Source organism: Microcoleus sp. PH2017_05_CCC_O_A (genome assembly GCF_020738785.1).
Taxonomy (GTDB): Bacteria; Cyanobacteriota; Cyanobacteriia; order Cyanobacteriales; family Microcoleaceae; genus Microcoleus.
This window is the reverse complement of record NZ_JAEQCB010000191.1, coordinates 1-11,652: the sequence shown is the minus strand read 5'-3', so window position 1 is coordinate 11,652 and position 11,652 is coordinate 1. Positions and strand designations below refer to the sequence as shown.

Genomic DNA, 11,652 nt, shown 5'->3' with positions numbered 1-11,652 from the left:
TCCGCCCGGACGAATTACAGTATAAATCATCCCGCTTGCGATTAAATGATTTTCGGCTTTTTCCTTTTCAAGTAATACCGGGCGCAACGTTTCTAAAGCTTGCGGTGGTAAAGCCGCAGCAGTGTTACCGCTACCGATGGATGAAACTAAAATAAATTTTTGCACGCCTGCTTTGACAGCAGCATCAATCAAGTTTTTGTTTCCCAAATAATCGGCTCTTTCCCCATCTTTTGGTAAGCCGCCAATGGTGCTGATTGCGGCATTGATTGGTGCGCCTCCAGCGATCGCAGCTTCTACAGCCGCTGTATCCAAAGCATCGCCTGTCATGACTTTGATGCCCATTGCTTCTAATTCGGTGCGGTGGTTGGGCGATCGCAAAAGTGCAGTTATTTGTACATTTTGTGCTACCAAACATTTGGCGATTTCTAAGCCAACGCCTCGACTAGCACCTGCTAAAAAGATGTGGAATTTATCTGTCATATTAATTTTGTTTTAATTTGGGCAGTAGTTGTTTTTTGACTGTGGTTTATTGTACAACAATTCTCGCTTAATTGGTGAGTTTTGTTTTTTTTAACCGCAGAGGGCGCAGAGGGCGCAGAGGAAGAGAGGGGAAAGATTCGCAATTTCTAATTTACGTTAGATTTTTTTGCCGACTATTACTACCCAAGATTGAGCTTCGCGCGGCAAACCGGGAGGGCGGTAGTAGTGGCTGACAATGGCAAATCCTGCTTGTTCCAAACAAGGTGCTAAAGTTTCGTATTCCCATCCCGCAGTATAGCGTTTTCCCGTCGGCCGCTCGTCGTAGCCTTCCCAATTTCCCCGGCACATTGACATGACAATTGCACCGCTAACAACTAAGGTTTTGTGCAAATCTTGCAGCACTTTCACCATGTTGTCGCTGGGAACGTGAATTAGGGAAGCATTGGCAAAAATACCGTCAAATTCAGCCTTTGGTAAGTCGAGTTCAAGAAAAGATTGCTGCAAAACTTCGCAGCCGGATAACTTCTTTGCTATTTGTACAAAAGCTGGAGTTGCATCTAAGCCTACAACGGTATGTCCTTGGCTCTTGAATGCTACTAAATCTCGTCCGGGCCCGCATCCTATATCGAGTATTTTACCGGGGTTGCGGGGCATGGCAGCGGTTAGTGCGGATCGATTTTGGGATACGTCGTGATGCCATGTTCCTTCTCGGAAAGATTCGGCGGTTGTCTGGTATTCTGCGATCGTAATTTCTTCGCGTTTGTCCACAATTCCCCCTCTTGTATGATTTAAAATTGATTCATTCAAAAAGACCGGGCGAATAAAATTCGCGTCTACAAAGACAAAACCCGCCTCCGCGGGTTGAAGAATTGGCGGTAAAAATTAGGTGATCTTCTTTAGTCCGCGGAGGCGGACATCGTTTGTGTAGACGCGGTTTCAACCGCCGTCTTATCTTCGGAAAATTCGATCGCAAATCCCCGATCTTCTGGAGATTCGATCGCAAATCCTGCATCTCGAATCATATCCCAATCTTGATTGGCGCTTTGTCCGGGAGTTGTGAGATAATCGCCCACAAAGATCGAATTAGCAGGGTAAAGTCCCAGAGGTTGCATCGATCGCAAATGCACCTCCCGTCCCCCAGCAATCCGAATTTCTTGGCTGGGAAGCAAAAATCGGAACAAGCAGAGAATCCGCAAACATTGGCGCGGATTTAAGCGATTAACGTCCGCAAAGGGCGTTCCGGGGATTGGAATGAAAAAGTTGACCGGTACGCTCGTAACGCCCAAATTCCGCAGCGACAGCGCCAAATCGATCGCGTCGTCATCCGATTCGCCCATCCCCAAAATTCCGCCCGAACAAGTTGTGATTCCGGCTGCTTTGACGTTTTCGACTGTTTCCACGCGATCGCCAAAAGTGTGAGTTGTGCAGATGTCCGTGTGGTACGATTCGGAAGTGTTGAGATTGTGGTTTACGCGATCGACTCCAGCTTTAGCCAAACGGTGAGTTTGCTCCTCGGTCAACAACCCCAAACAAGCACAAATTTTTAGGTTATGATTAGCCTTGACCGTTTCTACAGCATCCAAAACGCGATCGAAAGTAGATGCACTTGGTTGGCGGCCAGAAATCACCAAACAAAACGTACCAGCTTTTAAATCTGCTGCGCGTTGGGCTGCATCCAGAATTTTTTCCTTAGCTAACAGCGGATACTTTTCTATTTCCGCACTCGAAATTTTCGACTGAGAACAATAATGGCAATCTTCAGGACAAAGACCACTTTGAGCGTTTAACAAATAGTGCAACCTGACGCGGTTTCCCCAGTAGTGGTGGCGCACCCGATAAGCTGCGTTTAGTTGTTCCAGCAAAACCTCATCCGGCGCGCGCAATACAGCCAAAGATTGCTCGCGAGAGAGACATTTTCCCGCCAGCGAGTCATCAGCCAAATCGTTCCAATTGGGTAAATTCATTACTAAAATTTAAGGGTTTACAGAGTATCCAAAACCTGACGAATTACCCGATAAATCGATTCTAGTTCATCAGGAGAAATGCAATAGGGAGGCATCAAGTAAAGCGTATTTCCCAAGGGGCGGAGCAAAAACCCCGCTTCCAGAAATCTGGCTTTCAATACAGGGGCGATGTCATTAAAATAACCGGAAACGCTTTCCGTTTTCACATCCATTGCTGCGATAGTGCCGCAAGTCCGAATCCGTTCGAGTTTAGGATGATCTATCAGCCATTGATTCAGGTATTTGCGGTGCAGTTTTTCCATTCCTTGATAGGCATTTGGGTTTTGCTCCAAAAGCTCCAGGGATGCTACACTCACCGCACAAGCTAAGGGATTTCCGGTATAAGAATGACCGTGAAAAAAAGCTTTGTCCGATTCATCTCGCCAAAAAGCTTGATAAATATGCTCCGATGCCATTGTGACAGCAATTGGCAAGCAGCCGCCAGACAATCCCTTAGACAAACACAGGATATCCGGTGCAGTGTCAGATTTAACAGAAGCAAACAGTTCGCCCGTGCGCCCAAAACCAGTCATCACCTCATCGTAAATCAACAATACATTAAACTGGCGGGCCATTTGTGCGATCGCCCGCAAAAACTCAGGGCGACACATTCGCATACCCGCAGAACCTTGCACCAAAGGTTCGATAAAAATTCCCGCATACCCCTTCCCATGCTTCAACAAAGACTCAAGTTTCTCCAAACTCGCCGCCTCCTTGCTTTCCACCTCATCATCGCCATCAAAAGTCGCAGGAAAAGGCACAACATCCCCAGCAAACATTAAAGGCGCAAAAGGTTCCCACCACAGCGAACTTCTACCCGCAGACATCGCGCCCACAGTATCGCCGTGATAACCTCCCTCAAAACCAATAAAGCTAGTGCGGTTAGTTTCTCCGAGATTTAGCCAATATTGAAACGCCATTTTCAGAGCAACTTCAACAGCAGTCGAACCATTATCAGAAAAGAAAATCCGCGTCAAAGAATCAGGCGTATGAGTTATCAACTTGTCAGCAAGTTTCTGTGCAGGTTCGTGAGTAAATCCCGCAAAGATTACGTGTTCTAACTTTTTGGCTTGTTCGTAAAGAGCCTCAGCCAGAACAGGATGGCTGTGCCCGTGAATCGTCACCCACCAACTAGAAATACAGTCAAGAATTAGCCGCCCATCTTCTAATTCCAGCAGCGATCCTTTGCCGCTAATTACCTTCAGCGGCGCCGGAGCAGTTTTCATTTGCGTGAAGGGCTGCCAAATTGGTGAAGTTGAAGAATTATGTTCCTGCTTCGCAGTCATTTTTACCCCTGCCACTAATATCAACCTGCATTTTAAAGCAATTGTAACTCAATTGTGAACCCTTTATCTTCTCTTCTTTCTTCTTCTCTTTTCTTCCTTTCTTCGTGTCCTTTGCGCCTTCGCGGTTCGTTAAAAAAAATCTAGTTTAGTGTTGGGGGGCGGGGGCGCTGAAACGTCTACCGCCAGATCCGGTATTCCCGGGCGATAGTTGAATTTGTCAGTTAAATTTTTTCTGCCAATCAGCAAATAAGTCGTCATTGCTCCTTTTCCTTTAACATTGATTTTACCGCGTTTTTCCAACACATACCGATCGCGCAGCAATTCATAAGTTGAGCCGCTAACCTGAATTTTACCAGGGAGTCCCTGGGATTCCATGCGGCTTGCTGTATTTACAGCATCTCCCCACAAGTCGTAAATAAACTTTTTAGTACCGATGACACCGGCTACCACAGGCCCGCTATTAATTCCAATACGGATACTGAGAGGTATATCGGATTCGTCGCGAAATTTCATAATTTCTTGCTGCATTTCCATCGCCATTTCGGCAATACATTCTGCATGATTTGTAGATGGAAGTGGCAAACCGCCTGCTACCATATAATTGTCACCGATTGTCTTAATCTTTTCCAAGCCGTATTTCTCGCTTAAGCAATCGAAAGCTGAAAATATTTTGTTCAGCAGTTCGACTAATTCTGCTGGAGACGTGCGAGAGGATATTTCGGTAAAGCCCACAATGTCCGCAAACAGCACCGTCACCTCAGCAAATCCATCTGCGATATTTATCTGACCTTGTTTTAGGCGATCGGCAATCATTTCAGGTAAAATATTTAGCAGTAAACGTTCCGACTTTTCTTGTTCGGCGCGCAATATTTCCTCAGCTTGTTTCCGCTGTGCAATTTCCTTGTAAACTCGTTGAAACATTTGATTGAAGGCGACCATAACTTCTCCCAACTCGTCATCGCGCTTGACAGAGAGAGAGTAGAAATCAGGTTTTTCTCTATCTTTGCTCAAAGCTACTCCCGCAGCGATCAAATCATCGCGCAATCTCAAGATTGGTGCAATTACTGTCACCCCTAAAAACAGCATAGTTACAGAAGTGACAAAGGCTGATATAATAATAACTAAAATAGCAACCCGCCCTATAAATGCGTATAGTTCTGGTTGAACAGTAGAAGCATCATGCCGAACAATTAACGTATAATCTCCTCCCAAATGTCGCTCTGTCCAAGCAATATCGTAGCGCTTGCCATCGAAAGTTTTCTGGCGAATTATACGAGCAAGTTTTAGTTCATCCAAATCAATTTTGGGTGCTTCACCAAGTTGATATATTAGCTGGTCGTCAAATTGGTAAATAGATAGTCCTAATACTACTTGAGAATCCTTAGTAATATTTTTGACTTCTTCTTCAAAGACAGTACGATCGTAAATATCTTGTTTTAGCAAAACCTCTAGAGCCTCAACAGTCGCGTGAGATACCTGTTCCAGTTGATTTAAAAGTTCATTTTCGCGCCGAAAATAAGAGGGAACTAAAATAATTCCCTCTATCACAAGAATACTAGCAAACACCCACAAAGCTATTTGTCTAGACAAGCGAGATTTGAAAAACTCCAAGAATGATAAAATGTGCGCTGACATAAAATTTAGTCTTCTGCAAAGGGCTAATTTAGGACATAGGAAAAGAAACTGGGTTTCTTGTAATAAATTTTGGGTTTTTCAACCAAGATAGGACGGCGGTTGAAACCGCGCCTACACAAACGAAGTCCGCCTCCGCGGACTGAAGAAAGAAGATAGCGTAATTTTAACCGCCCGCTCTTCAACCTGCGGAGGCGGGTTTTTTTGTGTAGAAGCGGTTTCAACCGCCCGGTCTTCCGATCCCAAGCGTATTGGCTAGCTCCTTAATAATATAATAAACAAATTAAACCGAAACTACACTAACTAATCGGGATACAAGTAAATAAGTATTCATATCACCCTTGCCTTTGACATGGATAATTCCTCTGTCTTCAAACAGATACTTATTTTGCAAGATATCGTAAGTTGATTTTGTGACTTGAATCGCGCCTGCAATTCCGTGGGATTCCATCCTGGCTGCTGTATTGACGGCATCGCCCCAGAGGTCGTAAATGAATTTTTTGGTACCAATAACTCCCGCAATCGCAGGCCCGGTATTGATGCCGATCCGAATGTTAATTCCTGAATGATGTTTGGCATTAAATTTCGCTAATTCCTCCTGCATATCTAAAGCCATTTCCGCAATGCTTTCGGCGTGGTTGGTGCTGGGAGTTGGCAAACCTCCGACTACCATGTAAGCATCTCCTATTGTTTTGATTTTTTCCAAGCCATACTTTTCTGTCAAATTATCGAAGGCCGAAAAAATTTCGTTGAGAAAAACTAGCAGTTCTTCGGGAGATATTTGCGCTGAAAGCACGGTAAAGCCGACGATATCGGCAAACAAAATCGTGACTTCGGCGAAGCCGTCAGCAATGCTGCTTTGACCGTCTTTTAGCTTGGCAGCAATGGATTCGGGTAAAATATTGAGCAGCAGGCGATCGCTTTTTTCTTGTTCTTTCAACAATTCTACATTAGTTTCTTGCAATTGTGCCGTGCGTTCCCTGACCCGCTGTTCTAATTGTTTAGCATTTTGGCGCAACCTGCTGAGAGCTAAAGTTAATCCTGCGATGCCTAAAGTTGAAAGTCCTGCTAACAGTAAAAACAGGTCTTTCAGTCCGCTTCTAGTTTTTTGAGTAATGGTTTCTAGAGGTTGAGTAATTTCTAATATCCCGCGCACATCTCCCACTTTCCAGTCTTTTTTAGGACTATCGCGGTTAGTGTTGTGACAGTTAACGCAACTAGGAAGGAGACGATCTGCCTGGGCATATCGAAATGCGGGCTTACCGCGAAAATCCTCAGTGCGGAAAAATTGTCCGGTTGGATTTTGCATCAAATAGGTAATAGCTTGACGCTCAAAATCGTCTCGGGCACCACCTTCTTCTCGCCGCCAGGGAAACGGGTAGTCGCTGTAGAGACGAACTGATACTTCGGGATTTTTGTTGGTAATCTGGTTGCCGAGTTCTATTAAGAAGGTGGCAGGTACGGGAACTGTTACTTTTGTTGATATTGGGTTGTAGTCGTGGGTAAAGTTAATCGCTTTCTTTGTGTTGAGAGGACTGATAACATCAGAACTGTAAAGGGTGCGGGCTTCTTTAATAGCTTGGGCGTAAAGTGTAGCATTTTGGAGGGCTTGCGCTTGTATTAGGGTAGAGGAAAGACGAGACATATTTGCCATCGCTACTCCTACGCCTACACAAAATAAAATTGTCATCAGAAGCAGAATTCGCTTGTAAATTAATTGGTTGATGGCAGCCAGACTGCGAGAAATCAATTTGTCCATGCTATCCTCAAATGTGAGGTTCGATATTGATTTAATTTTATGCACTACTAACATAACACTGCTTTTTCAGAGTGTTTTGCTGTAAAGCAAGACTCGATAGTGCAAGGGATGGTTAATTCTTGTTTACCGCGAGTGTTTCCCTTGTCCGTAACAGTACGCATAACTTTATATATTTTTTAATCTAAATGAAATAAAATATCGGTAAGCACACGGCGCCGTGCCGTTTCCCTACTTCATGCACTTTTTGCTCTATTTCGGTTAGGATGACGATTGTAGTCTCTAATTGGCGATCGTGAATTCTGACTCTACTGTCTCACCTGCACGCAATGAAATTTTTCCGGGAGAAGTTTTTGTCAACACTGCGGATTTTGATACGGGCATTCGGCGACTTTTACCTAAATATGACGAAATGCTGGATGTATTAGTTGGCTGCATTGCTAGCAACAACCACCGCATTTTAGAACTCGGCTGCGGTACGGGGGAACTGAGTTTAAAAGTTCTGCAATGCTACCCGTCTGCGGAAATATTTGCTGTGGATTATTCGCCGCGAATGCTTGATTTTGCCCGCACCAAAATAGAGTCGGCCGGATACGCAGCGCGGTGGACTGGCATAGAATTGGATTTTGGAGAATGGGCGAACAATCCAAATGTTTTAGGTTTGGGGGATAAGTTTAATGCTGCTATTTCATCTCTGGCAATTCACCATCTTGAGGACGAAATGAAGTTGAAGTTGTTTCAACGGATTCGCGAAAGTTTAAATGCTGGTGGCTGTTTTTGGAATGCCGATCCTGTTTTGGCAGAATCAGCAGTAATGAAGGATATTTATCAAGCGGCGCGAGAAGATTGGGCGCTAAGTCAGGGGGAAACTTTAGCCACAATTCGTGCTGGTGTGGGGACGAGTGTGTCTTACGGCTATTCTAATCCCGATCGCCTAGCGACAGTTGCGGCACAGTTGGAAATGCTGGCAAATGCTGGATTTGAGACTGTGGCAGTTCCTTGGAAATACTACGGTATGGCGGTGTTTGGGGGGTTTGTTAGTTAAAGCAAATTGGGCGATTGAAATCGCTGTCGCGAGTCAAACAAAGCAGATTGGGGGATTGAAATCGCTGTCGCAAGTCAAACGAAGTCCGCCTTCGCGGACTAGGAAATGAGCAAACAACAGTTGTAAATTTAAGGGGCGGGGGCAGTAATTTCTGTAGGTGCCGCCCCCGGTGCAGGTGCTGCTTGTTTTTCCAGCATTTGGCGCTGTTTGTTGCGAAAATCGGCGGCGGCGTCGTTCAAATTTTGGCGCTGTTCAGTATTGAATTCTTCGATGCTGCGGCCACCTCCGAGTCTGGATCTGTGAATTAAATCAAATATTCCGCCTCCGGTGCTGCGGCCGGAAAAAGGGTCGGTGTTGTGGCGATCGCACTTGCAGCAATCCGCACCATCAATTTGCCCGATTTAGAAGTTTTGTTGTTCATGATTTATTCGTTGTACTTTCAAAAAAACAATTGCTAAGAAGACCGGGCGGTTGAAACCGCGTCTATACATACAAAACCCGCCTCCGCGGGTTGAAGAAGACCAGCCAGTTGAAATTACGTTATTTTTTTCAGTCGGCGTCCGGCGGACTTGGTTTTTGTAGACGCGGTTTCAACCGCCGTGCGATCTAAGCAAACCGGCGCCGCAGCAGGGGTTGAATGCTGAGGAGCGCCACCAAATCAAACGCCAGCAGGACTAATAGCGCTCCTCCAAAGGTAACTGTACCCCAAGGAGCTTGCATTACGACGCTAGCTAGCGACCAATCGCTGTGGAGGTACAAATAGCGGATGGGTTCGATCGCATAACTGAGAGGATTGAGAGTGACGACAACTTGCAGCCAGTCTGGCATAAACGACAGCGGCGCGAGGGCGGTGCTGGCAAATAATAGCGGCAAGTTAGTAACAAAAATTACTGCGATTAATTCTACGTGGCCCGGAAGAGCGAAGGCTAAACCGAGACTGAGGCCGGTGACTCCCAAAACTAATAGTAGGACAATTAGGGCGATCGCGCCCAGTCCAGCAAGTCCGGGGAATCCCGAACCCAAAAAGGCTCCCGCCGTAACGATTGTGCCTGTTTGGATAAAGCTGAGGGTGACGATGAAAATAGCCGAAGCGAGGACTATGGAAAATCTCGAAGCCAGGGGCGCGACTAACAGGCGGTTGAGAAATCCGAATTCGCGATCGAACATAATCGGTAAACCGGCATTCAGCGCGCCTGCAAATGCAGTAAAAACTATTACGCCTGCGCCAAGAAATTGTCCGTAATTCTGGCTTTCGCCGAACAAGCCGGCTGGTGCATTTTTAAACAGAGCTCCGAATAAAACCAACCACATCAGCGGCTGAATAATTCCTGCAACTAGGGTGGAGGGGCGGCGCTGCAATTGAATAAACAGGCGCTTGGTTAGGGCTAGTGTTTCTTGGATGAAGTCGGCCAGCAGGGAACTCGATTGGGGGATGTAACAGTACCGCTCATAATTGCTTGTGGATTAAATTTAACTATCTTTAGGGTAGCAAGTCTGGAGGGATTGGTGTTGGGCGGGCGATCGGCCTTACAATTGTTGAGGGTCAATGCCTTTTTCTCGCAGCAATTCTATTAAAGCTTGATAGCGTTGCTGTTCCTGTTGTCGCAGAGTACGTTCTGCTTCTAGCTGTTGTTGAGCGAGTTGTTTTTCTTGCTGAGCAAGTTCTTTTTCTTGCTGTTCGCGATCGGCCCGTTGGCTTTCCTGTTCTCGAAGTTGATCTAATTCTACAGAAGTGAGGAATTTGCGATCGTCTGGGCGGTAAATTTCCAGGGTTTCTGGTGTGAGTTGAAACCGTATACCCAAGCGGGGGCTGACCCAACCGTTGATTTCTGGGATTTCTTCTAGGCGATCGCCCACTCGTTGAGAACCTGTAAATTCTAAGGTATCTGGGTCATAAATATAATATTCTTCAACTCCGTAGTTTTGATAGAAGAATAGTTTTCTGAGCATTTCTGTGCTGGTATTTCCAGGAGATAATATTTCAAAAACCACTTGAGGTGGAATATTATCTTCTTCCCATTGTTTGTAAGATCCCCTGTCTCCTTTTGGTCTACCAAAGACTGCTAATATATCAGGTGCTTTGCGAGTTTTGTTATCGTCTTCGACGGGATACCAGAGTAAGTCGCCGGCAATAAATACGTCAGCGCAAGTCGCGAATAAGATTTCTAGGTTTTCCTTGATTGTGACAATCCAGCGGAATTGTTTGGTGTTGTCTGCCATTGGTTGACCGTCGCTGTCGGGATAGATGATTTGTTGTGTTGTTTGTGGGACGAGTTGTTGAACCATGCCGTTCACCTTTTGGCTGCAATAGTTTTAATTATATCCTCATGTTAAAATGGTTGCAGAATAGTCTTAAATATCTACAGTCCTAAACGCACTCCGATTAAAGAAACCGAGTTTTTTACCGAATTTACGGTGTATAACACATCTTTCGGGAAAAAAACCCGGTTTCTGGGCCACCATCCTAAGTCCTAATCTACCTAAATGAGAGAAAACCATGACCGCAATTCGTACCCAACCTAAGCAGATGCTCAGTTTCGAGCAATTTGTAAAGCAACTTCCCGATGAAGAAGGCCGCTATGAACTTGTCAATGGAGAAATTGTGAGAATATTACCAATAAGACTGCACGAGGATCTTGCCTATTTCCTTGTCAAACAGTTTGATAAAGAAATCGATCGCGTCCCCCTCAATTACAGGGTGTCTGGCAGATTCATGGTGAGGACTTTAACCTCAAATGGTAGAGAACAAGGTCGCCATCCTGATGTTAGTGTAATAAATAAAACTCTCTGGGAATCACAGCCTTTTGCCTACTCAGCCATAACTGAACCGCTGCAATTAGTTGTAGAAGTTGTATCGACCAATTGGGAAGATGATTATATCGATAAGCTGGATGAATATCAGCGTCTGGGAATTTCGGAATACTGGATTGTCGATTATTTAGCTTTGGGAAGTCGCGATTATTTAGGTAATCCGAAAGTTCCTACAGTTTTTGTTTACTTGCTTGATGAAAATGGGGTTTATCAAATGACGGCTTTTCGAGGAAATGAGCGAATTATTTCCCGAACTTTCCCAGAATTAGCGCTGACAGCAGAGCAAGTATTGGATGTATAGCAGTTGACAGTTGACAGTTGACAGTTGACAGTAGCTGTAGGGTGCGTCGCCATCAAAAATCCTCAAAAAGATCGACAATCTCACAGCGACGCACCTTACAAAATAGTTAACCCTCAAGATTTTTTTGGGCTAACAAGCGCGATCGCACAACAGTCAAATCGGGTTGAATGCCCAACAAACGCTGATGAACGGAATCTGCTAATTTCTCGCGATAATTGAGATAAGCTTCCACTACTTCCTGGTGTCGGAGATAATAGCCGATCGCACTATAGACATCAGACAATGACACAGTAGAATAACGCTGCACAATGGATTCCGGCGATGCACCATCTTGAAAA

The 11,652-nt window shown here is 45.2% G+C and carries 11 protein-coding genes; 2 read left to right on the top strand and 9 right to left on the bottom strand.

What is annotated here, in order from left to right; genetic code table 11:
• From JGK20_RS30460 to JGK20_RS30435, 6 genes are all read right to left on the bottom strand, one after another.
• Positions 1-480, bottom strand: a 480-nt coding sequence (locus JGK20_RS30460; RefSeq protein ID WP_293233261.1) for an SDR family oxidoreductase, incomplete at its 3' end; no start/stop codon positions are given.
• A 156-nt stretch (positions 481-636) separates the two neighbouring features.
• A complete protein-coding gene (locus tag JGK20_RS30455; RefSeq protein ID WP_293193179.1) occupies positions 637-1,248 on the bottom strand; it encodes a class I SAM-dependent methyltransferase in 612 nt (203 codons plus the stop codon).
• A 128-nt stretch (positions 1,249-1,376) separates the two neighbouring features.
• Positions 1,377-2,444 carry a biotin synthase BioB gene (gene bioB, locus JGK20_RS30450; RefSeq protein ID WP_293179681.1) on the bottom strand — a complete coding sequence of 356 codons (1,068 nt, stop codon included), beginning with the start codon at positions 2,442-2,444 and terminating at the stop codon, positions 1,377-1,379.
• A 17-nt stretch (positions 2,445-2,461) separates the two neighbouring features.
• On the bottom strand, positions 2,462-3,769 hold the full coding sequence (bioA, locus tag JGK20_RS30445) for an adenosylmethionine--8-amino-7-oxononanoate transaminase (protein ID WP_293212603.1): 1,308 nt from the start codon (positions 3,767-3,769) through the stop codon (positions 2,462-2,464).
• A gap of 129 nt (positions 3,770-3,898) precedes the next feature.
• The gene (locus tag JGK20_RS30440) at positions 3,899-5,404 is read right to left on the bottom strand and encodes an adenylate/guanylate cyclase domain-containing protein (RefSeq protein ID WP_293179687.1); all 1,506 of its coding nucleotides are present in this window, start codon (positions 5,402-5,404) and stop codon (positions 3,899-3,901) included.
• 280 nt (positions 5,405-5,684) lie between these two features.
• Positions 5,685-7,160 (bottom strand): adenylate/guanylate cyclase domain-containing protein, encoded by a 1,476-nt coding sequence (locus tag JGK20_RS30435; RefSeq protein WP_293179690.1) that lies wholly within the window; start codon positions 7,158-7,160, stop codon positions 5,685-5,687.
• A gap of 292 nt (positions 7,161-7,452) precedes the next feature.
• Between JGK20_RS30435 and JGK20_RS30430 the strand changes: the two genes are divergently transcribed.
• Positions 7,453-8,202 carry a class I SAM-dependent methyltransferase gene (locus tag JGK20_RS30430; protein ID WP_293197242.1) on the top strand — a complete coding sequence of 250 codons (750 nt, stop codon included), beginning with the start codon at positions 7,453-7,455 and terminating at the stop codon, positions 8,200-8,202.
• Positions 8,203-8,808: 606 nt separating this feature from the next.
• Here the strand turns inward: JGK20_RS30430 and JGK20_RS30425 are convergent.
• Positions 8,809-9,636 carry an ABC transporter permease gene (locus JGK20_RS30425; protein ID WP_293233263.1) on the bottom strand — a complete coding sequence of 276 codons (828 nt, stop codon included), beginning with the start codon at positions 9,634-9,636 and terminating at the stop codon, positions 8,809-8,811.
• 93 nt (positions 9,637-9,729) lie between these two features.
• A complete protein-coding gene (locus tag JGK20_RS30420) occupies positions 9,730-10,488 on the bottom strand; it encodes a Uma2 family endonuclease (RefSeq protein ID WP_293193183.1) in 759 nt (252 codons plus the stop codon).
• A 211-nt stretch (positions 10,489-10,699) separates the two neighbouring features.
• Between JGK20_RS30420 and JGK20_RS30415 the strand changes: the two genes are divergently transcribed.
• Positions 10,700-11,314 carry a Uma2 family endonuclease gene (locus JGK20_RS30415; protein WP_293193184.1) on the top strand — a complete coding sequence of 205 codons (615 nt, stop codon included), beginning with the start codon at positions 10,700-10,702 and terminating at the stop codon, positions 11,312-11,314.
• A 106-nt stretch (positions 11,315-11,420) separates the two neighbouring features.
• On the opposite strand, the gene JGK20_RS30410 is transcribed toward JGK20_RS30415, so the two are convergent.
• Positions 11,421-11,652, bottom strand: a 232-nt coding sequence (locus JGK20_RS30410; RefSeq protein WP_293233259.1) for a hypothetical protein, incomplete at its 5' end; no start/stop codon positions are given.